Here is a 20452-nt window from a genome sequence, read left to right on the forward strand (position 1 = left end):
CGTTAAAGTGCCTGTCCATCACCGATAGGGGGTAACAACCTTTCGACCAACGCCTGGTGCACTTTGCGCTCCAGTCGGGTGAGTCGGCCCTCGAAGGTGTGATCGATCTGTACGCGTTTGTCGGCTGTGGTGATCAGGCAGCCGCCTATGGTTTCGATACTCTGCTCCTTCAGTTCGAATATCTTGCCTGCCGCCAGACTGGAGGTCAGGGTCTCCCATTGGGGTTTCAGGCGTCGCAGATCTTCGGTATTTACCGAGACCAGCAGCCGCTGTTCCTCGATCTGTTTTGCGGCCTGCTGCAGAAAGGCCTTCAACAATTCGATATATTTTGCCTCGTCCTGGGCCAAGGCCTGCATGCGTTGTTGCAAACGGTCGACTACCACCTGTACCAGGTTCCAGCGCATATGATCCATTTTACTGTGCAGCTTCAGTTCATCCGCCTGAACCTTGCGTAAATAGGCCCTGTCAGCCAGTGATTTGGCCAGCAGAGTCTCTTTCTCCTCGCGTAGATGAAGACGCTCGCTGGCTTCACGCAGGATATTCTTGCGTCCCGCTTCGGCCCGGCTGTGACACTCATTGGCCATCAGTTCGGCCCTTTCAAGGATCGCTTTTTCAAGCGCTTCAACCTGATTCAATGTCGTTCTCCTCTGTTAACCACCGGTGAGTTTTTTCAGTTGAATGTCCAGGTCGGAATGAAACTCCTCGGGATCCTGCAACGACGGGACCTCGGACAGGATGATGCGACCGCCTTCATTGCGGATCTGATCCAGCAGCTTGGAACCGACATGATTGACAGACTGCTCGATGATCAGCAATGCCCGCTGTCGTTCCTGTAATAGCTGGTTCAATAATTCGTCCAGCCTGCTGCTGTCGGGTTCTGTGAGGGTTTCAAATCCGATCAGCCGGAAGCCGTCCGTCAGGGCATGGCTGCCGACGAAGATCTTTCTGACTTTGTGTGTTGCTGTTTCCGGCACTTTCAGATCTTATCCAGCAACAGAATACTCATCACCAGACCGTAGATGGCAATACCCTCAGCCAGGCCGAGATAGATCAGCGTGCGTCCGAAGATCTCCGGTTTTTCCGCCAGCACGGCCAGTGACGCGGCGCCGATGGGTCCCACCGCGATACCTGCACCGATGGTGCTGAGGGCAGTTGGTATACCGACACCGATGATGCCAAGACCGAGGCCAATCGATATCTCGCCACCCGCTTCGGCAACCTCGGTGGCTGCCATGACCTCGTTGGCTCCCATGAAGATCAGTGTCGCCTGAGCGACGACAAAGACCAGCAGATTGATACCGATAGTCGGTTTGAACCACGGTCTGCTGACCTTGGCAGGCTGCATCTCCATGATAACGCCGGTGATGATGAGGCCGGCGATACCCAGGGTCATTACTGCAATAAGCCAGTACATATTGATCTCCTATTATGTTGAGTTTTTAGTTATGAGTTATGAGTTGATGTGTTCGCTTCGCTCACGCTTGTTTGAATTAACTCACATGCAGTAACGTGCGACATTGCTGCCTGTTGATAACCTATAACTAAAAACTCATAACTCAAAACGCTTAAGTTAAAGTGTGAGCGGCTTAAACGCCTTCCCATCTCCCGAATAGAAGCGGGAGAAACCTTCATAGAATTCGAGTCGCAATACCTGGATGGCGACGATCAGCCCTTCCAGGACCAGGATAAAGATATTACCCAGGATTACTGTAATCCAATGACCCATATCACCCATCATGTTGGCCAGGGTGAAGACTGCAATCGCCAACGCCACATGGTTCAGGCTGAAGGCCGCAACACGCAGGAAGGAGAGGGTATTTGATGCATAACCGGTAATCGTCTCGAAGGTCTCTATGAAGGCAACCAGTATGCGCTCTCCGATCGCAGCTTCCTGCTCGACCAGTTTGTGGGCGAAGATGCCGATCAGGGTAAGGATGGCAAGGGTGCCCCAATACGGAGAGATGCTGCCGGTGTTGTAAAAGCTGTAACCGGTTCCCAACAGGCCGGTATAGAGTAGCAACGAGAGCAGGCCATTATCGCCGAACAGGGCGCCGATTCGGTCGCCTATCATCATGTGGTTGAAGATATTGATCAGGGTTACCAGGATAATGAAACCGACGCCCCATAGTAGCGCCACGGTGAGCATGTAGAGTGGATCGGTGAGTGGCGCGATCCATAGCGCATGCATGATATGTTCATAGCCGAAGATACTGCCGTAGAGAAAACCGAATAGGATAGATGCAAGACCGGCGGCGATGCCAAATGGGGTGAAGCTTCCGAGTTTGCGCCGCAGCAGCAGGGTGACTGCGATGATCACCGCGCCATGCCCTACATCCCCGAACATCATGCCGAACATCAGGATATAGGTGAGGGCGAACAGCTGGGTTGGGTTGACCTCGCCATAGCGGGGTACACCGTATTGCATCACCAGTGATGAAAAGGGCCTCAACAACCGGTTATGCCGCATCACCGAAGGTACCAGTCCGCGTTCCTCTGGTTTGGGATCGCGGGTCTCCAGCACAAAGGTATTGGGAAGCTTGTCCCGTAAAGCGATTTCCACCAGGCTTATATCCTCGGCGGGAATCCAACCCTGTAGCCGGGACAGATTGCCCCGATGGCGGGCGGCCTCCCCCAGGGCCACATAGGGTGCTGCCAAATGGAGAACACGTGCTGCCTTCTGTAGCTCCTGCCCGGAGGATTCTCCCCAGGCCGCAATAATTTGTTCAAGCGATTCGGCTGCTTCTTCTACTGATGCCCTGCGTTGCATGAGACGGGTCTTGGCGGTTTCAGGCTGAGCGTGCAGCTCCGGTGGAATATCGAGTGGTCTGAAACCGGCGGTATCAAGCACCGATTTCAGTTTAGAGCCTTCACGGCCACCCGTGCCGGCGATAATTACATGGCTCTCGTTATCACTTTCGTGGAAGGGAAAGAGTAGGTAGTTATCGAGTCCAAGGGCGTCTTTCAGTTGATTCACCTGGGTACGGGGGACCATGCCGATGGTGGTTTTGAGAAACTGATTGTCGCCCTGAAGCTGGCCCAGATCGATATGCAGATTACGGAAATTGGCCAGGGTGGTCTCCAGTTGATCGATACTGCGCCGTTCTTCCAGCTGCCGGCGGCGGGTCTCGTCAAAGTCGGAGCAGCTCTCCCACGCCTTCCCCAGCCATTGGTTCACCGCTTCGAGCTCCTGTTCGGAGATTGGGGTGACCTCACCGGTAAGTGCCTTGGGTATGAATCCGACTTGAGAGGCGATCTTATCCATTCGCGCCCTGGCTTGCGCATAACACTCGCGAAAACGTTGACCGGGAATATCGGGTAGTGCCTGCTCGGCATAGGGGCGATTGTCCGGACTGAAACTGTTGAGACCGGCCAGGATCATCGAGGCATTTGGCAGATCTTCCGTGAGCACATGCAGGCTGATATGCTTCATCGGCAGCGGGCTAAACATGACTCGCCTCCGTTGCATCCATCTGCAAGGGATTGCCGGGTACCGCCTCATTCAGAATTGTCCCATCCATCTGCAGCAACTTGCTCTGAATAATGGCGTAGAGCTTCATCAGGTCCATATCGCGAATAATCAAGTAGCTGAGCGCAGAGACCACCGCGTCGGGGCTGTGGTGCATCAATTTGCGTAGTTCGTCAGAGACGGTTTGATCGAGACGCTGGCGTACCTGGGTGATGCTGTTGGCATTCGAGAGGATTGCCTTAAAAGGGGCGGGCAGGTGCTCGATGATGGTTTCCAGCCCATCCAGGTTGGCCAGTTCCATCAGTTTTTCACGCTGGAGCCGCCCGCCGTAGGGGATCAGCAGGTAGTAGGCTTCACTGGGGGCGAAGCGATAGACCAGCCGGTAGCGCAGCAGCCATAGTATGTTTTGCCGATCGACCATGATGCCGATCACCTTTTTCAGACCGCGTTTATCGATACTGTCCGTAATATTGGCGTGGCGCAGCATACCGGTGTAGTAGAGACGATCGATGGCCGCGTCAAGGGAGAAGTTTTCGTGCTGCTCCTCAAACACATTACGCGCCTGCCTGGCAATCAGGGCGTAGGGTCCCTGGTCGAGCTGGCGCAACATCTCGAGCACATTTTCCGCCTGCAGCAGGGATTCGTGAGGCAGGCGGATATTCTCCGGCATCTCAAACAGGTTATCCCGGATCTCCTCCATCCCAAGGCTGTTCAATTTACCCCGGATCAGTGTTTTCAGGTTATAGAGTTCGAACTTTCTCGGCCAATAGAGCATCAGTCCGCGGGAACGACCGCTGAGAGGGCGCAATAGAACCGACAGTTCACTCATCAGTCGCTGTAACAGAGCCTGTTCAACCAAACGGATCCTTTGCCGGTTGTCTATGGATTCTTCAAAAATCGGCTGAAGATCGAAGGCATCGCCAAGCTGTCTGAGTGACATCTGCTTCAAGCGTTCGATCTCATCGGCGTCGAGCAGACGCGCCGAGAGTACACCGACACGGGTTTTTAGGTAGGCCTGATCCCTATTCGAACTCATCGGAACGGTTCAATCTTCATCTGCCGTGGGATCGATCAGTACGGTGAAGGCTGCTTCCAATGCGTCATCCTCACGTGCTTCGGCATATTCGCGCAGTTGGGCATGGCGTTCATTGAAGCGCTTTTTTAGTTCCGCGATGGTCTGTTCAGCGCGGCTTTCCGCCTTTTCCATGAAACTATGGTGCAATTCGGGAATCCGCGCCTCGAAATGTTCCTCTTTAGTCTTTGCCTCTTGCAAAGCCTCCTGGATCATGCGTTCTCGCATCTCCTCGGCTTTGTTGTGAATTTGTTGCGCTTTGGTTTCTGCATCGAGCAAGCGCTGAAGTGATTCTTCCATTAATACAAATCCCCCCAGTATTATGTTGGGCCGTTTGTTGTATCTGAGGATCAATGGCAGGGCATCGATCTGCGACCCTGCAGTACATGAATAGTGTAGCTAATTTAGCTGTGGATTGTACGACTTCATTTGTTCGTCGATTGAGCCAGATCATTAATCAAACATCTAATCCGACCGGCTGAATCAGACATCGGTATCCGGAGGCGCCAGCTCAGGATCCTTGCGCTGATAGCCAACGGCCTTGAGCTTATCCAGATAGGCCTGCCAGAGCTCATCATGGTGTTTGCCCAGATTAAAGAGATAGCGCCAATCGTAGAGTCCTGAGTTATGGCCGTCATCAAAGTGGATCTTGATTGCGTACTGGCCGACAGGTTCAATCTGGGTGATGCTTACCATCTCTTTGCCACGCTCCAGTTTTGCCGTCGCAGGGCTATGGCCCCGCGTCTCGGCGGAGGGTGAATAGACCCGCAGGTATTCGCATGGGAGCGAGAAATGGCTGCCATCGTCAAAGGCGATATCCAGGAAACGACTCTTCTGATGTACCTTGATATCAACCGGGTGTGGATAATCCGCCATCAATGCCTATCCTCTGGATTCGGTTCTGCTTCAGGCCATCCCGAGGCATGTCTGCAGATCAGATCAGCAAGCATCTTCATATGCTCTGGTGTGTCATTCAGCGCCGGTATGTAAGCATAGCTTTTACCCCCGGCATGGAGGAAGGCATCCCGGTTATCCTCGGCGATCTCTTCAAGAGTCTCCAGACAGTCGGCGGAGAAGGCGGGGCATACCACCTGGACACTCTCTATACCTTCGGCACCCCACTGCTTCAAGGTCTCCATAGTGTAGGGTTTGACCCATTCCTGGGCGCCGAAGCGCGATTGAAAGGCCAGATGCCATTGTTCCCTGTCCAGCCCCAACTGCTCCACAACCCGGTTCGCTGTGGCATGACATTCATCAGGATAGGGATCGCCAGCCTGGTAGTAGTCCTCGGGGATACCGTGAAAAGAGAACAGCAGCTTTCTTGCCTCACCAGCCTGCTGACGGTATTTGCGTATGCTCTCACTCAATACCCGGATATAGTCGGGATGGTCATGGTAACGTTGTATGAAGCGCACTTCAGGTATCCATCGCCAGCCCTGGAGTTCTCCTGTCACGGCATCGAATATGGATGCAGTGGTGGTGGCTGAATACTGCGGGTAGAGGGGAAACACCAGCAGGCGCTGCACATTCTTCCGACGCAACTCCTGTAACACGCTGGCGATTGAAGGGTTGCCATAGCGCATCGCCAAGGTTATGTGGACATTTCCCTGCATACGTGAATTCAATATTTCCGTCATGGCTGCCTGTTGCCTTCTGGAAATGGCCAACAACGGTGCGCCATCCTCTGTCCAGATGCGCTTGTAATCCTCGGCCTTTCTTTTCGGCCTGACCCGCAATACGATACCGTGGAGTATTATCTGCCAGATCAGTTTCGGGATCGCCACTACGCGTGGATCACTCAGGAATTCCGCCAGATAGCGACGTACCGCCACAGTTGTCGGGGCATCGGGTGTACCGAGGTTGACCAGTAGTATCCCAAGACCGCCGTCTGGTTGATTGAGCTGATCTGACTGATTGATGTACTTCATAGACTTATTTCCGGTTTGAATATCGGATTTTTGCTTCAACCCGCGCACTATTCAACAGGTCTTTATTGTGTATTTCCGGATAGAGTCGCCACAGGCGCTCAACTGCTTCAGCCTGCGTTACGGCAATACGCTCAAGTCGTTCACGGGTCACCGGGCCGAGCCCGTGCAACTGCAATAGTTGCGGCGCCCTCCAGGCGATATAGTCGGCGACCAAACGGCGAGCCTCCTCATCCTCCCAATCCTCCGTGACGGGCAGATCCGGAAAAGTCCATGGAACCAACACGGGGGCACTCTCATGATAAGGGCTGAGTGTTCCGTCCGGGCTGTGTTTGAACCAGGCTCGTCTGTGGTGCTGTCCGCCGCGGTGCCTGATCAATGCCTCCAGGATCGAGGCATGCACCCGGGGATTATAACCATCATCATTAGGCTGCTCTCTTTCCACCAATCGTGCAGAGATGAATGAGAAATCACCCCGTTCAGCGGCGACCCACTTGGCGCTATCGCATCGACTCATCTCAACCGCTTTGCGACAGGAGGTTAAAAGCGCAACAGGTGCGAGACTTTGTTCATCCAGTAGCCACTGCTCGTAGATATCCGCCATGGGGAAGGGGAGATCGTCGATGACTTGAGACAGTGCAGTGATCAGTTGTTCCGCAGAGGCGATCATATCACGGACATTAAATAACGGATTAACAGGCACTTGCTGCAGACCTGAGTCGATTGTCCAGCGTCCGAAGGTATAAAACTCCTTCCCGTTGAATGGCATATTGGCCCAAAGGCCCTGCGGTGTATCACTCAGAACCTGGATCTCCCAGACAACACCATTGCTGCTTAATGCACGGGCATTTTCAGTGCTGAATACCTGCAGTACGCCATTGAACGGATTGAGTCGTCGTATACTGAATGCACTGATTTTCTGACTGACCATGAGGGGAGACTACATCAGGAGACTGGAACAAGCGAGTTCCCGCTTGCTATAGTCGATAACCTTTATTAAGACGCAATAGGGGAGTTAAGGATAATGCGTGAATCAGCAGGAGTGAACCATAGTTCATACGGTCTTGATAACCACGGTCTGTACAACCTGAATGACATCTACTGGAACTTGCCAACCCCGAGTCTGATGGAACAGGCGATTTTTCGTCGCGAGGGTCAGTTATCACATCTCGGTCCCCTGGTAGTCAGGACAGGGCACCACACCGGACGTTCGGCGAACGACAAATTCATTGTCGATGAACCGTCAGTGAGCAAGGATATCTGGTGGGGTGATATCAATAAGCCCATTTCGGAGGAGGCTTTCGACAATCTGCACAAACGCCTGGCGTCCTATCTGCAAAACAAGGATGTCTATGTGCAGGATTGCTATGCGGGGGCGGATTCCGACTACCGCTTGCCGGTGAGGATTATTACAGAGAACGCATGGCATAACATCTTTGCCAGAAATGTCTTCATTCAGGCAGAACGTGAAGAGCTTGCGGATCACGTACCGGGCTTTACCGTGATTGACGTACCCCGGTTTCACGCCATTCCTGAAGTGGACGGCACCGTTAGCGAAACATTCATTATTGTTAATTTCTCCAAGAAACTGGTCTTGATCGGCGGTACCAGCTATGCGGGAGAGATTAAAAAATCGATATTCAGCGTGATGAACTACCTGATGCCGCAGCGGGATGTGCTACCGATGCATTGTTCGGCGAATATCGGCCCAAACGGTAAAACCGCACTCTTTTTCGGTCTTAGCGGAACCGGTAAGACCACCCTGTCTGCTGATGCAAGTCGTACATTGATCGGTGATGACGAACATGGTTGGAGCGATAATGGCATTTTCAACTTCGAGGGTGGCTGCTACGCAAAGTTGATCAATCTGTCGGCGGAGAATGAGCCTGAGATCTTCTCAACAACCATGCGTTTCGGCACGATATTGGAAAATGTCACCATGATGGCAGATTCCCGTCGTCTTGATCTCGACGATAGTACCTTGACGGAAAATACTCGTGGCGCCTATCACATCAGTGCGATTCCAAACGCTACCCTGGACGGTGTGGGTGGCCATCCGGATACGGTGATCATGCTCACAGCAGATGCCTTTGGTGTATTGCCGCCTGTTTCCAGGCTCAATTCAGCTCAGGCGATGTACCACTTTATCTCGGGCTATACAGCCAGGGTGGCTGGAACAGAGAAAGGGGTTACCGAACCTTCACCTGTCTTCAGCGCCTGTTATGGCGCACCTTTCATGCCGCTCCACCCCCAGCGCTATGCAGAACTTCTCGGTAAACGGATCGATGAGCACAAGTCGAAGGTCTGGTTGATCAATACCGGCTGGACAGGTGGGCCCTATGGTGTCGGTAGTCGGATGGCGATTCCTCATACCCGTGCCATGGTAAATGCGGTGCTGGATGGAAAGTTAGATGACATACCCATGCGTAAGGACCCGATTTTCGGGGTTGAAATACCCACTCAGGTACCGGATGTTCCGATTGATGTACTTTTTCCAAGGGATACATGGAAGGACCAGGGGGCTTACGATGCCCAGGCGATGAAGCTTGCGGGTATGTTCAGGGATAACTTCAAGAAGTTTTCCCTTCAGGTGAGCCAGGATATCAAGGATGCAGCACCAAAGGCTGGTTAGCCTGTCATTTTTTTTAATAATGGGATGACATTGACCCGGCAATCTTATGCATAATGCGATATCTCTCACTTGAAGCCAGACACCCGTAATTCAGACTAGACTGTAACGTTTGCAACAATTTTTATATGAATAAACCGAAACGCCAGGCAATCTTCGAGCGCTTGCAGGCGGATAATCCCGATCCCACCACCGAACTCAGCTACAATACCCCTTTCGAACTGCTGGTGGCGGTGATCTTGTCGGCACAGGCAACAGACAAGAGCGTGAATAAGGCGACACAACAGCTTTTTCCCCTGGCAAATACACCTGAGAAGATTCTCGCACTCGGCGTGGAAGGGTTAAAGCGTTATATCAGAACCATAGGGCTGTTCAACAGTAAAGCCAAGAATATCGTCGAAACATGCCGTATTTTGATCGAAGAGTACGGGAGCGAAGTGCCGGATACGCGTAAAGCGCTGGAGAGATTGCCGGGTGTGGGTCGAAAGACGGCCAACGTCGTATTGAATACTGCTTTCGGCCAACCCACCATGGCGGTGGATACCCATATTTTTCGGGTTGCCAATCGAACCCGTCTGGCGCCGGGCAAGACGCCATTGGAAGTTGAAAGAAAGCTTTTACGTTATATACCTCAGCCATTCTTGCAAGATGCGCATCATTGGCTGATATTACACGGGCGATATACTTGTATAGCACGCAAGCCTCGATGTGGGAGCTGTGTCATTGAAGACTTGTGTGAATATCGGGATAAGTGCATATAAAAACCCGCCTGAATTGCAGCTTTCCAGATCATTCAGGCTTATCAACGGAGATGACGATGAAAAAATCAACCCCTCTATTTATGGTATTTCTGTTGTTGCTGATTGCTTCCATGGCACAGGCTGACACGGGACTGATCAATGTACAGAGTCAGTTTGGTGTCGAAAAGACAGCCGACCGATTTGCAGCGGCAGCGACAGAGGCTGGTTTGAAGGTTTTCAACCGAATCGATCATGCTGCCGGGGCGGCAAAGGTGGGAAAGTCTCTGCGTCCCACCCAACTGATTATCTTCGGCAGTCCCAAGGTTGGTACGGCTCTGATGACAAGCGATCAGCGTGTCGGTATCGATCTGCCGTTGAAGGCTTTGGTCTGGCAGGATGCGGAAGGTAAGGTCTGGCTGAGCTACAATAGTCCTGACCACATTTTCAATAGATTCGCCATCGATGACAGGCCCAAGGTCAAGGGCAAGGTCACCGGAGCGCTGGATAAGTTCGCAAGGCATGCCACACAACCCTAGGCACCACCCGTAACTACTCAGTATGATCAGCGGTGACAGGAACCAATTACGTCAGGTCTTTTTTGAGGCATGGCGAAAGCATCTGACAGGTGAAGAGACAGAACCACTGGAGAAGATGGTCGTCAGTGTGATTGTTGAGCATCCTGAATACCATGAGATGTTGAGCGACAGTGAGCGATTCCTATTGCGGGAATTTCACGCTGACGACGGGCAAAGTAATCCGTTTCTGCACATGGCTATGCATATCAGCCTGTTGGAGCAGATCTCAACGGATCGACCGGCAGGCATCAGCGAGTTTTACCAACATCTTTGTCAACGCATGGGAGAGGCGCATGAGGCTGAGCATCAGCTGATGGAGTGTCTTGGCCGGATGTTATGGGAGGCGCAGTCCACAAACAGGATGCCGGATGAACAAGCCTATCTGGAGTGTATCAGGACACTGTTGAATTGATGGCATACACAGATAACCGAAACTGTACCTTATGTCGGGTCATGCGGGGCCTGGCTTTTGGCGGCATAGGTGCGGCCATTGGCGGCTATGGCGCGCTCTTGTTTGGTGTTGAGCGCAGTGATGCTATTTACTATGCGCTGTTTGGCGCTGTGGCGTTGACGGCGTTTCTGCAGCGTAAAAGGGAAAAGAAGGATTCAGAGGACGAGTAGGTGTTACGGTTTGTGAACCTGGTGGTGTCCGGGACGGTAAGAATCTTGTCTCTTTTCTGATTAACCCAGCGCTTCCAGGTCCCGCTGCAACTGATCTTCATCAGCGATATTCAGTTCGATCAGGCGGCGCAACAGCATGATGCTCTCCATATCGATCTTTTCACACAATACACCGAGATGTTGATTCTCTTCGTGTGCGCAGACCGCATGCATGGAAATTACGGCATCAACGTGGTTGAGCATTACCTCAATAGTAACCTCATCCCCCAACTCCCCGGACCAGTCGGCAGGTGTTTTGAGTAGTGCACCTTTGAGTGAGATATCTATCAGTGTGGTTGGATAGGCGTTTTTTTTCCTGATGATTGTCGCGGGGGCATCGAAGAGTACACGGTGGAAACGTCGACGCTCTTTCGAATCTGGTTCATTCATATCGTTTCCTAATCATGAAACTGCATTTGCGTGCCGCCCACATCGATAATATCTCCATCCGTCAATAGCTGGGCCTGGTTGCCGATCGGTTTACGGTTGATGCGGGGAGGGTTGGGGCCTTCGAGGAAGGTGATGAAATAGCCGTTCTCCCTCCGCGCGATCATCGCACAATCACCGCCTGCATGGCCTATCCGGGTCATATTCCTGTTAAGTGGGATAATTCTTCCGAAGTTATCACCATTCATAATTTGAAGTACACCTGACTTGGATTTCGACTCATCGCTTTCGATCGGCTCATTTTCGTCGGTCAACTGATCGTTGGCAGGGATTGGACCTAGATCGGCACTCAGGTCCATAACATCTTCCGCGAAAGACAATGTATGTTTCCCTACTTGTATCACATCACCATGGTTGAGGGTGGTCTGCTCTGTCTTTTCATGGTTGACCAGGACAGGAAAAGCTTCCTCCTGAGCCTGGAGCAGGTAGCTTTGGTCGTCATTGCGCGTGATAACCGCCTGTACAGGGGCTATGGCGAGACTGTCGATCGGGATGGTGCAGTCATCGTTGCGCCCGATTTCGGTCTTGTCACGCTCAATGTGAAAGACATCTATAACGCGACCTTTGAAGGAGAGGGTGAGTTTAGCCATGGAAAAGTCTTAGATTCAACCTGTACAAAGTAGAGTATATACCCAGATTTATTGGGAAAACCATATCATGATCACTCTTCTTCCAATAGGAATTTTATCGGAATAGATAGATAAATCTGATGGCAATGATCCGATTACTGGGTCAGCGTCACTGTGAAGTTGTCTATATGATACGGCTCACCAAAAGGTAAAGTTATATTGGTTAGACAATCTAAGGTTAACCAGTGCTCTCCTGTGATTATGTTAGAAGTTTAAACTAACCTATAATAATTACAATGTGTTACTGAAAATTATTAATTGAAAATATTGGATCGACGTAATTTTGACATTTCACATGATTACTGCTTAACTTCGCTGAAATCACGTTGTATTTCTGCCATGTCAAACGGATTTGACTAATGGGTCAAACAATAGCTACAGATGGTCCAGTGTTTCCAAATCTTTGCGTCTATTTAATCGATCAGAATTCTGAGCGTCAGAGTTACCTGAAGAATGTCATCAGGTTTGTCGAGGGCGATCTGCGTATTGTCTCGGAACTGTCTGAAATTGAGTTGCCTTCAATAGATGAGGCAGTCGCGTGTGTGGCTGTTTTTCTCGGCATTGATCTGGAATTGGAACGGCAACTGGAGATTGCACAGAAGCTGCAGCAGGAGTTTCCCGGTATGCCGGCCTTTCAGCTCTATGATGAGCACAGCGGCCTACCGGATAAACTCGAAGGTTGTGACAATGTGATCGGCAGTATCAAGCTGCCTAGTGTCTACGATGATCTGATGGCTTTGATCCATAAGGCCCAGGTCTATCAAGAGTTAAAGACTTCAGACGTCCAGACCGCCCGACCGGTTGAACTCTTCCGTAGCTTATCGGGCAGCAGCAGGGCTACCAGACGGGTCAATAAAATGATTGAGCAGGTTGCTGATTCCGAGGCAACGGTATTGATACTGGGGGAATCCGGTACGGGCAAAGAGGTGGTGGCCCGCAAACTCCACTTTCACTCGGTGAGGCGCGGCAAGCCCTTTGTCCCTGTGAATTGCGGAGCGATCCCGGCCGATCTACTGGAAAGTGAATTATTTGGTCATGAAAAAGGGGCCTTTACCGGTGCCATCAGTGCCCGCCAGGGGCGTTTCGAAATGGCCGAGGGCGGTACTCTGTTTCTCGATGAAATCGGCGACATGAGCATGCCGATGCAGGTTAAGTTGCTACGGGTTTTACAGGAGAGAACCTTTGAGCGGGTTGGCAGTAACAAAACCATGGCTTGTAATGTCCGTATCATCGCCGCAACCCATCGAAATCTCGAAGAGGCCATCAAGAATGGGGACTTCCGCGAAGATCTGTTCTATCGATTGAATGTGTTTCCAATTGAAATGCCACCTTTGAGGGATCGTGTTGAAGATATTCCCGTATTGGTTAACGATCTGATTCACCGCATAGAAAACGAAAAAAGGGGATCGGTCAGATTGACTCCTGCAGCGATTGCCGCCCTGAGTCACTACCGCTGGCCCGGTAATGTCAGGGAACTGGCCAATCTTATTGAACGTCTGGCAATACTACATCCCTATGGGGTTGTCGATGTGGTCGATCTGCCGGAGAAGTTTCGCCCCACGGGCGATCTGCATGAGATTACCCAACTCCCACAGGTTACCCTCGAGGGAGAGGAACCTGGCACCACCATGAATGCTCCGCGTCTGCCCAATGATGGTCTTGATCTAAAGGCGCATCTGAATTCACTCGAACAGAGTCTGATCCAACAGGCCTTGGATGAATCGGATGGAATTGTCGCTCATGCTGCCAAGCGGCTACACATGCGGCGTACCACACTGGTGGAAAAGTTACGTAAATATGGCCTACAACGTCAAACTGAGTCGCCAGGAATTTGACGCACTGCCAAATCTATCTTTATAACTGATTGATATATAACAAAAAGTAAATTAGGCACACATATTGCAACTTGGTCAGTGAGTAAGCTCAATTGACTACAGAGGCCAATATACGTGTCACCCAAGCCATCTCTTGCCGATAGACAGCACGCCTTGGAATCTGCGTTCAAGCTGTTTAATCAGCTTTCTGAAGAGCTGACCGGTTCCTACCAGCAACTACAGCAACAAGTTCTTGAGTTGAACCAGGAACTTGCTGCCGCCCGCAGTGAGCGTATGGTACAGCTTGCAGAGAAGGAGAGATTGGCGGATCGTCTTGAGAGACTGCTTGAAACCTTGCCTGCAGCAGTCATTGTGCTGGATGGCGAAGAGCGTGTTCGTGAGTTCAATCCGGCTGCTCTCAAGCTGCTCGGTACCCTCAATGAGTATGATGCATGGCCGGAAGTCATGCGTGCCGCTGTTTTGACCGGTGATATCTCAGGTAGCGAATTAAAACTGCGTAACGGTCGCCTGCTTACCCTCTCTTCCAGCCGGTTGGAACAGACCCCAGGGCGTATCCTTGTCCTGCTCGACATCACTGAAACCCGTCGTCTTCAAGAACGGCTGAATCGACATGAACGGTTGACCGCGATGGGTGAGATGTCGGCTCAACTGGCTCATCAGATGCGCACTCCATTGAGTACTGCGCTACTTTATGTCTCCCATCTGGCCAGTGATGACCTGGTTCCTCAGAAGCGCCATCAGTTTACCGCCAAGCTCCGTAACAGGCTGCAGCACATGGAACGTCAAATACATGACATTCTGCTGTTCGCACGGGGGGGAGACGCTGGTGAATCCCGTCTTTCCCTGGGTAAATTACTGACGGCATTTGCTGCTTCTGTCGAACAGGATTTGGCCGATGCCAAGGTGAAGTTGTTGATTGACGACCAGAGTCAGGAACGGGCCATTATGATCGGTCGCCCGGATGCACTTCAGGGATTGCTCAACAATCTGCTCGAAAATGCTGTTCAACAGGGCGCCAGTGAGGTCCGGCTTATTCTGCGTGTAGGATCCGAAATCGAGTTGGATGTGGCCGATAATGGTCATGGTATACCGGATGATCTGCATCAACGTATCTTCGATCCGTTTTTCACTACGCGCAATGCCGGCACGGGCCTGGGATTGGCAGTCGTCCAGAATCTGGTGCTGAATCATGGAGGAGAGATCACCAGCGGGCATTCGGATAGCGGAGGTGCCCTGTTTCATCTTCGTTTCCCGCTGGCCTTGAGAAAGAGCGATCTGGAATCAGAGATGGCGGGTGAACGAAGGTCTGTTTCAGAACATTATGATGCGATGAGGAGCCTGTCATGAGTTTAGCGACGGTGCTGATTGTTGAGGATGATCCCGCACTTAGGGAAGCCTTGAGTGACACATTGGAGCTTGCAGGTTACCCGATCTGTGTTGCTGAAGAGGGCGGTGCGGCAATCAATCTACTGCAGCAGAGATCTGTCGGTATGGTTGTAAGCGACGTACAGATGCATCCCATGGATGGGCACACTCTTCTGCGCAAGATCAGGGAGCGGTACCCTGATTTGCCGGTGTTGCTGATGACGGCTTACGGCACTATCGAGAAGGCTGTCATGGCAATGCATGATGGCGCCGTTGATTACCTGACAAAGCCATTTGAGGCGGAAGTGTTGGTCAGTAAGGTCGCCAGTCACATCCGAACAGCTGTCGGACCTGTCTTAGATGGCCCAGTTACGGAGGATTTGCGAAGTCGTGAAGTGCTCGATCTGGCGCTTCGCGTTGCTGGCAGTGATGCCACAGTATTGCTGCATGGTGAGAGTGGTACCGGTAAAGAAGTATATGCCCGCTATATCCACCAGCACTCGACCCGTACCGAGGGACCTTTCGTAGCCATCAACTGTGCTGCGATTCCGGAAAATATGCTTGAAGCGGTCCTTTTCGGATACGAGAAGGGCGCCTTTACCGGTGCCTATCAAGCAACCGCCGGCAAATTCGAACAGGCACAGGGCGGTACACTGCTGCTGGATGAAATTTCCGAAATGAGCCTGGCTCTGCAGGCAAAACTGCTGCGCGTCTTGCAGGAGAAGGAGCTTGAACGTCTGGGTGGTCGCAAGCTGATTGAGTTGGATGTCAGAGTGCTGGCAACCACCAATCGCAAATTGCGTGAAGAGGTCTCAGCCGGCCGATTCAGGGAGGACCTTTTCTATCGCTTGAATGTTTTTCCCCTGAGTCTGCCGCCGTTGCGGGAGCGTCAGCGGGATATTCTGCCTTTGGCGCTTCATCTTCTGCAGCAGAATCTCAGAACCGGGCAGACACTGCCGAGCCTGAGCGATGAGGCAAAACAACGCCTGCTTGTTCACCCATGGCCGGGTAATGTGAGGGAACTCGACAACCTGATGCAAAGGGCCCTTATCCTCGATAGCGATGGTGTGATAGATGCCGATGAACTCTGCTTCGAGAGCGAGGCAGCGGAATCCACGCCTGTACAGGCCTCACAGCGTTCTCATCCGGGCCGCCTGCCGGAAGATCTTCGCTCAGTGGAGGAGCAGATGATTCTGGATGCGCTGGAAGAGGGGCGAGGCAGCCGCAAGGCGGTTGCCAGCCGCCTTGGCATCAGTGAACGGACACTGCGTTACAAGATTGCGCGCATGCGGGATGCCGGCGTCACCATACCGGGTTGAAATGGTATGAAAACTGCGTGGCAAAGTTGAGTAGCTGATTTAATGGGAAGGGTACGATGAGTAACAGTATGAACATTGATCAAGTCCTGGCTCAGATGCGGGTGATGGCGGCCCAGGCTACCAATAAATCATCCCAGGCATCGGAGAGTGGCGGGGCGGATTTCGGTGAACTCCTGAAACAGTCAATCGACCACGTCAATTCCGCGCAACAGGAGGCCAGTGCATTGCGCACCGCGTTTGAGAGTGGCGAGGGTGATATGGATCTGGCCCAGGTGATGATTGCGGCCCAGAAGTCGAGCCTCTCTTTCGAGGCCATGGTTCAGGTACGCAACAAACTCGTCGAAGCGTACAAAGACGTAATGAATATGCCGATCTAAGTTTCTAATTAAGAAGGCAAAAAATGGCAACGACAGCAACCGAGACAAATACTGAGATTCAGGTAAAGCATCGACTTCAGAATAATCCCACTTTACGTGTGATTGCTGTAATGGTGGGATTTGCCGCAAGCGTCGCCTTGGGAGTGGCAGTGGTGCTTTGGACCCAGAAGCCCAGTTACAGCCCGCTCTACGGCAACCTCGCCCACAAGGATGCTGTCGAGATAGCTCAGGCCTTACAGCAGGCCGGCATCAAGTATGAGATCGATCAGAGCAACGGCATCATCATGGTGCCCAGCAGTGACCTGCAGGAAGCGCGGATGAAACTTGCCGGCCAGGGATTGCCGCAATCGGGTTCCGCCGGCTTTGAGTTGATGCAGGAGGATACGGGGTTTTCCACCAGTCGTCTGGTCGAATCGGCTCGCTATCAACGCGCCATAGAAGGTGAACTGGCCCGCACCATTATGACCCTGACCAGTGTCGAGAGCGCCAGGGTCCACTTAGCGAATCCGAAGCAGTCGGTGTTTGTCCGCAAGCGTAAATTCCCCAGTGCATCGGTGGTGCTGAAACTCTATTCCGGACGAAACCTTGAGAAGGGACAGGTTGATGCCATCACTCACCTGGTCGCCTCAAGTGTGCCGGAACTGGATGTCTCCAAGGTTACGGTGGTCGATCATAAGGGTCGTCTCTTGAGCAGCAAAGACGACTCACGGGAAATGGGGTTGACCACAAGTCAGTTTGAGTATACCCGGGAACTGGAGAGTCACTACAAACAGCGTATCGAGGATATCCTATCGCCCATGGTGGGTCGGGAAAACCTGCGTGCGGAAGTCACCGCGGACGTTGATTTCACCTATATCGAAAAAACCCAAGAGTATTTCAATCCGGATGCCACTGCGCTGCGTTCCGAGCAGCTCAATGAGCAGTCATCTGTGTTGAATGAGGTGCAAGGAGTACCTGGCGCCTTATCCAATCAACCACCGGCTGCCGCGACCTCGCCTCAAGTCGCGGCTGGTGGCGCTAATGCCGAAGCCGGCGGCACACCCATCAACTCCAGTAAACGGGCAACCCGAAATTATGAGCTGGATAAGACGATCAGTCATACCCGACTGCCCACCAGTCGCCTGCGTCGGCTATCCGTAGCGGTGGTTGTCAATCATCGCTACCGGACCGCAGAGGATGGAACGGTCGAAGTGATAGAACGTACCGCTGAAGAGATTACCCGGATCTCCACCCTGGTGAAGGAGGCGATCGGTTACGATCTCCAGCGCGGTGATAGTGTACAGGTCGTCGATGAAGCCTTCTACGTGCCGGCGCCGCCGGAACCGCTACCGGAAGCCCCGATGTGGGAAGAGGCATGGTTTTGGGATATCGTACGACAGGTTGGTGGCGTTCTGCTGTTCCTGCTACTAATCTTTGGAGTGTTGAAACCGACAATGACCCGTCTCACCAAACAGGTCGCGATCAGCCCCATGCCTGAAGGTGCGGCTGCGGCTGCAGGTGGCGCCACAGGAAGCCTTGAAGGAGGTGCTGTAGGCGAACCTGGCGGTATGATGGGCGCCCTGGCCGAGGATGATGCTTCCCTGCATCTTCCGGGGCCTCGCAGTTATGAGAAGACCCTGGATCAAGCCCGAAACATGATCGAGGAAGATCCGAAACGAGTGGCGCAGGTCGTTCGAAAGTGGATTGCAGAAGATGGCAGATAATCAGGTAGCAGATTCGAAAGCGGTAGCAACCGAAGAAAACAGCGAAGTCGCTAAGATTGGCGGCGTCTCACGCGCCGCTATTTTGTTACTGGCGCTCGGGGAGAAGGATGCCGCTGAGCTACTGCGGCATATGGGTCCGAAAGAGGTGCAGGATGTCGGCCTCGCCATGGCGACTTTGACCGATGTCTCCACCGATCAGATGGAAGGCGTGATGCGCCACTTTGTCTCGACCCTGGAGAAACAGACTGCACTGGGGCTTGGCTCTGACGAATATATCCGCACCATGCTCAACAGCGCATTGGGTGAAGACAAGGCGGGTGGGGTGATAGACAGGATACTGCTCGGACGTAACAGTAAGGGACTCGAACAGCTGAAGTGGATGGATCCCAGGGGAATCGCAGAACTTATCCGTCTCGAGCATCCGCAAATCATCGCTATCGTGCTCTCATTTCTGGAATCGGATCAGGCGGCCCAGGTTGTCAGCCAGTTTCCTGAACGGGTGCGTACGGACGTGATCATGCGGATTGCGACCTTGGACGGCATTCAGCCTGCTGCACTGCAGGAACTCGACGAGATTCTTGAAAAACAGTTTTCTGGCGCTACCAATGTCAAATCCTCCAGTTTAGGCGGTGTTAAAACAGCCGCGGAGATACTCAACATGCTGGATGGTGCGGTGGAAAGCAAATTGATGGAAGAGATCATTGAAGTCGATAGCGACCTGGGACAAGAGCTTCAGGACAATATGTTCGTCTTCGAGAATCTCATCGATGTGGATGATCGCGGCATCCAGAGCCTATTGCGAGAAGTCAGTACGGAACAGTTGCTATTGGCCCTGCGCGGCGCAGATGAAGCGCTGAAAGAGAAGATATTCAAGAATATGTCCAAACGTGCGGCTGAAATGTTGAAGGATGATCTCGAGGCAGCAGCGCCCGCTAAGCTGAGCGATGTCGAATCCGCCCAGAAAGAGATACTGGTGGTGGCACGCCGCCTGGCGGATGCCGGTGAGATAATGCTCGGAGGCGGTGGTGAAGAGTTCGTCTAGATCTGACAAGGATTCCGACCTTGATCAGGTCATGCAGTGGCTACCGCCGGAGATGAGTGACGGCAAGGTGGGGACGCCACGAACCCTACAGCCACCTGGCGCACCTCCCACAGCAGGTGAACTGGAACAACTTCAAAAACAGGCCTATGAGGAGGGTTTCGAGAAGGGTAAACAAGAGGGATTTGAATTCGGTCACAAGGAGGGGCTGGCGCAAGCCAAACGCGATATCCAACATTACACCGCTCACCTCAACAAGCTGCTTTCCCATTTCGAACAGCCATTACGGGATTTGGATGACCAAGTCGAGAAGGAGTTGCTGAGTCTGGTCATCGCAATCGTCAAGCAGCTCCTGCGACGTGAGGTGAAGAGTGATCCGAATCTGATCGTCGGCGTGGTCCGTGAAGCGCTCTCGGTTTTACCTGTCTCTTCCAATAATGTGCGATTGCTGCTCCATCCGGAGGATGCAGAGCTGATTCGTGAAGTCTACGCATTGGGGGACAACGAAGTGGGTTGGAGTCTGATCGAGGACCCGGTCATCAATCGTGGCGGGTGCAAAGTGGTCACCGACACTTCGCAGATCGACGGTACCCTCGAATCCCGTCTTACCACGCTCATTGCCCCATTGCTGGCGAGCACCCGGGCCGTAGACAGTCAAAATGAGTAATCAT

23 protein-coding genes are annotated in these 20452 nt (G+C 52.5%); 12 read left to right on the plus strand and 11 right to left on the minus strand.

All coding sequences use genetic code 11. The features are described 5' to 3' along the window. Positions 1–2 precede the first annotated feature (2 nt). The 9 genes from AB8516_RS02165 to AB8516_RS02205 all read right to left on the minus strand — a co-directional run bounded on the left by AB8516_RS02165 (position 3) and on the right by AB8516_RS02205 (position 7394). The gene (locus AB8516_RS02165; protein ID WP_369157626.1) at positions 3–635 is read right to left on the minus strand and encodes a V-type ATP synthase subunit E; all 633 of its coding nucleotides are present in this window, start codon (positions 633–635) and stop codon (positions 3–5) included. A gap of 15 nt (positions 636–650) precedes the next feature. Further along, entirely contained in the window at positions 651–974 is a 324-nt protein-coding gene (locus AB8516_RS02170; protein WP_369157628.1) for a V-type ATP synthase subunit F, read from the minus strand. Positions 975–976: 2 nt separating this feature from the next. Next, on the minus strand, positions 977–1414 hold the full coding sequence (locus AB8516_RS02175) for an ATP synthase subunit C (protein WP_369157630.1): 438 nt from the start codon (positions 1412–1414) through the stop codon (positions 977–979). A gap of 156 nt (positions 1415–1570) precedes the next feature. Continuing rightward, a complete protein-coding gene (locus AB8516_RS02180; protein WP_369157632.1) occupies positions 1571–3448 on the minus strand; it encodes a V-type ATP synthase subunit I in 1878 nt (625 codons plus the stop codon). Further along, a complete protein-coding gene (locus tag AB8516_RS02185) occupies positions 3441–4502 on the minus strand; it encodes a V-type ATPase subunit (RefSeq protein ID WP_108289920.1) in 1062 nt (353 codons plus the stop codon). Before AB8516_RS02185 ends, AB8516_RS02180 begins: the two co-directional genes overlap by 8 nt. 9 nt (positions 4503–4511) lie before the next feature. After that, positions 4512–4838: an ATPase gene (locus AB8516_RS02190; protein WP_108289985.1), complete on the minus strand. Its 327-nt coding sequence runs from the start codon at positions 4836–4838 to the stop codon at positions 4512–4514. A 183-nt stretch (positions 4839–5021) separates the two neighbouring features. Then, positions 5022–5414, minus strand: coding sequence for a gamma-butyrobetaine hydroxylase-like domain-containing protein (locus tag AB8516_RS02195; protein WP_369157635.1), 393 nt, complete (start codon positions 5412–5414; stop codon positions 5022–5024). After that, a complete protein-coding gene (gene hemH / locus AB8516_RS02200) occupies positions 5414–6466 on the minus strand; it encodes a ferrochelatase (RefSeq protein ID WP_369157637.1) in 1053 nt (350 codons plus the stop codon). Before hemH ends, AB8516_RS02195 begins: the two co-directional genes overlap by 1 nt. 4 nt (positions 6467–6470) lie before the next feature. After that, a complete protein-coding gene (locus AB8516_RS02205) occupies positions 6471–7394 on the minus strand; it encodes a hypothetical protein (protein ID WP_369157639.1) in 924 nt (307 codons plus the stop codon). 93 nt (positions 7395–7487) lie between these two features. Here AB8516_RS02205 and pckA point away from each other — a divergent pair, with 93 nt between their 5' ends. The 5 genes from pckA to AB8516_RS02230 all read left to right on the plus strand — a co-directional run bounded on the left by pckA (position 7488) and on the right by AB8516_RS02230 (position 11028). Further along, positions 7488–9095: a phosphoenolpyruvate carboxykinase (ATP) gene (gene pckA, locus AB8516_RS02210; protein ID WP_369157642.1), complete on the plus strand. Its 1608-nt coding sequence runs from the start codon at positions 7488–7490 to the stop codon at positions 9093–9095. Between the two features lie 125 nt (positions 9096–9220). Next, on the plus strand, positions 9221–9853 hold the full coding sequence (nth, locus tag AB8516_RS02215; protein ID WP_369157644.1) for an endonuclease III: 633 nt from the start codon (positions 9221–9223) through the stop codon (positions 9851–9853). Positions 9854–9909: 56 nt separating this feature from the next. Next, positions 9910–10368 (plus strand): DUF302 domain-containing protein, encoded by a 459-nt coding sequence (locus AB8516_RS02220; RefSeq protein ID WP_369157646.1) that lies wholly within the window; start codon positions 9910–9912, stop codon positions 10366–10368. A gap of 25 nt (positions 10369–10393) precedes the next feature. Further along, on the plus strand, positions 10394–10819 hold the full coding sequence (locus AB8516_RS02225) for a DUF1841 family protein (RefSeq protein WP_369163217.1): 426 nt from the start codon (positions 10394–10396) through the stop codon (positions 10817–10819). After that, a complete protein-coding gene (locus tag AB8516_RS02230) occupies positions 10819–11028 on the plus strand; it encodes a hypothetical protein (RefSeq protein WP_108289927.1) in 210 nt (69 codons plus the stop codon). Before AB8516_RS02225 ends, AB8516_RS02230 begins: the two co-directional genes overlap by 1 nt. Positions 11029–11088: 60 nt before the next feature. Here AB8516_RS02230 and AB8516_RS02235 read toward each other — a convergent pair whose 3' ends face one another. Together AB8516_RS02235 and AB8516_RS02240 are read right to left on the minus strand one after the other, a co-directional pair. Further along, positions 11089–11457 (minus strand): PilZ domain-containing protein, encoded by a 369-nt coding sequence (locus tag AB8516_RS02235; protein WP_369157649.1) that lies wholly within the window; start codon positions 11455–11457, stop codon positions 11089–11091. Between the two features lie 8 nt (positions 11458–11465). After that, positions 11466–12104 (minus strand): FHA domain-containing protein, encoded by a 639-nt coding sequence (locus AB8516_RS02240; RefSeq protein ID WP_108289929.1) that lies wholly within the window; start codon positions 12102–12104, stop codon positions 11466–11468. Between the two features lie 398 nt (positions 12105–12502). Between AB8516_RS02240 and AB8516_RS02245 the strand changes: the two genes are divergently transcribed. The 7 genes from AB8516_RS02245 to AB8516_RS02275 all read left to right on the plus strand — a co-directional run bounded on the left by AB8516_RS02245 (position 12503) and on the right by AB8516_RS02275 (position 20448). Beyond that, positions 12503–13978, plus strand: coding sequence for a sigma-54-dependent Fis family transcriptional regulator (locus tag AB8516_RS02245; protein WP_108289930.1), 1476 nt, complete (start codon positions 12503–12505; stop codon positions 13976–13978). A gap of 114 nt (positions 13979–14092) precedes the next feature. Next, complete coding sequence (locus AB8516_RS02250) at positions 14093–15325, plus strand: PAS domain-containing sensor histidine kinase (protein ID WP_369157652.1); 1233 nt, start codon at positions 14093–14095, stop codon at positions 15323–15325. Continuing rightward, positions 15322–16662 (plus strand): sigma-54-dependent transcriptional regulator, encoded by a 1341-nt coding sequence (locus AB8516_RS02255; RefSeq protein ID WP_369157654.1) that lies wholly within the window; start codon positions 15322–15324, stop codon positions 16660–16662. Before AB8516_RS02250 ends, AB8516_RS02255 begins: the two co-directional genes overlap by 4 nt. A 68-nt stretch (positions 16663–16730) precedes the next feature. Beyond that, complete coding sequence (gene fliE, locus AB8516_RS02260; RefSeq protein ID WP_069125592.1) at positions 16731–17039, plus strand: flagellar hook-basal body complex protein FliE; 309 nt, start codon at positions 16731–16733, stop codon at positions 17037–17039. A gap of 23 nt (positions 17040–17062) precedes the next feature. Next, positions 17063–18742 carry a flagellar basal-body MS-ring/collar protein FliF gene (fliF, locus tag AB8516_RS02265; protein WP_369157657.1) on the plus strand — a complete coding sequence of 560 codons (1680 nt, stop codon included), beginning with the start codon at positions 17063–17065 and terminating at the stop codon, positions 18740–18742. Beyond that, complete coding sequence (fliG, locus tag AB8516_RS02270; RefSeq protein WP_369157659.1) at positions 18732–19784, plus strand: flagellar motor switch protein FliG; 1053 nt, start codon at positions 18732–18734, stop codon at positions 19782–19784. The genes fliF and fliG overlap by 11 nt, the downstream gene beginning before the upstream one ends. After that, entirely contained in the window at positions 19768–20448 is a 681-nt protein-coding gene (locus AB8516_RS02275; RefSeq protein ID WP_369157661.1) for a flagellar assembly protein FliH, read from the plus strand. Before fliG ends, AB8516_RS02275 begins: the two co-directional genes overlap by 17 nt. Positions 20449–20452 lie beyond the last annotated feature (4 nt).

This window comes from Candidatus Thiodiazotropha sp. LNASS1 (genome assembly GCF_964212655.1).
Classification (GTDB): domain Bacteria; phylum Pseudomonadota; class Gammaproteobacteria; order Chromatiales; family Chromatiaceae; genus Thiodiazotropha.

Coding starts and splice junctions, on each gene's coding strand:
- AB8516_RS02175 (WP_369157630.1), bottom strand. CDS start 1,414: ATGTACTGGCTTATTGCAGTAATGACCCTGGGTATCGCCGGCCTCATC.
- AB8516_RS02180 (WP_369157632.1), bottom strand. CDS start 3,448: ATGTTTAGCCCGCTGCCGATGAAGCATATCAGCCTGCATGTGCTCACG.
- AB8516_RS02185 (WP_108289920.1), bottom strand. CDS start 4,502: ATGAGTTCGAATAGGGATCAGGCCTACCTAAAAACCCGTGTCGGTGTA.
- AB8516_RS02190 (WP_108289985.1), bottom strand. CDS start 4,838: ATGGAAGAATCACTTCAGCGCTTGCTCGATGCAGAAACCAAAGCGCAA.
- AB8516_RS02195 (WP_369157635.1), bottom strand. CDS start 5,414: ATGGCGGATTATCCACACCCGGTTGATATCAAGGTACATCAGAAGAGT.
- hemH (WP_369157637.1), bottom strand. CDS start 6,466: ATGAAGTACATCAATCAGTCAGATCAGCTCAATCAACCAGACGGCGGT.
- AB8516_RS02205 (WP_369157639.1), bottom strand. CDS start 7,394: ATGGTCAGTCAGAAAATCAGTGCATTCAGTATACGACGACTCAATCCG.
- pckA (WP_369157642.1), top strand. CDS start 7,488: ATGCGTGAATCAGCAGGAGTGAACCATAGTTCATACGGTCTTGATAAC.
- nth (WP_369157644.1), top strand. CDS start 9,221: ATGAATAAACCGAAACGCCAGGCAATCTTCGAGCGCTTGCAGGCGGAT.
- AB8516_RS02220 (WP_369157646.1), top strand. CDS start 9,910: ATGAAAAAATCAACCCCTCTATTTATGGTATTTCTGTTGTTGCTGATT.
- AB8516_RS02230 (WP_108289927.1), top strand. CDS start 10,819: ATGGCATACACAGATAACCGAAACTGTACCTTATGTCGGGTCATGCGG.
- AB8516_RS02235 (WP_369157649.1), bottom strand. CDS start 11,457: ATGAATGAACCAGATTCGAAAGAGCGTCGACGTTTCCACCGTGTACTC.
- AB8516_RS02240 (WP_108289929.1), bottom strand. CDS start 12,104: ATGGCTAAACTCACCCTCTCCTTCAAAGGTCGCGTTATAGATGTCTTT.
- AB8516_RS02245 (WP_108289930.1), top strand. CDS start 12,503: ATGGGTCAAACAATAGCTACAGATGGTCCAGTGTTTCCAAATCTTTGC.
- AB8516_RS02255 (WP_369157654.1), top strand. CDS start 15,322: ATGAGTTTAGCGACGGTGCTGATTGTTGAGGATGATCCCGCACTTAGG.
- fliE (WP_069125592.1), top strand. CDS start 16,731: ATGAACATTGATCAAGTCCTGGCTCAGATGCGGGTGATGGCGGCCCAG.
- fliF (WP_369157657.1), top strand. CDS start 17,063: ATGGCAACGACAGCAACCGAGACAAATACTGAGATTCAGGTAAAGCAT.
- fliG (WP_369157659.1), top strand. CDS start 18,732: ATGGCAGATAATCAGGTAGCAGATTCGAAAGCGGTAGCAACCGAAGAA.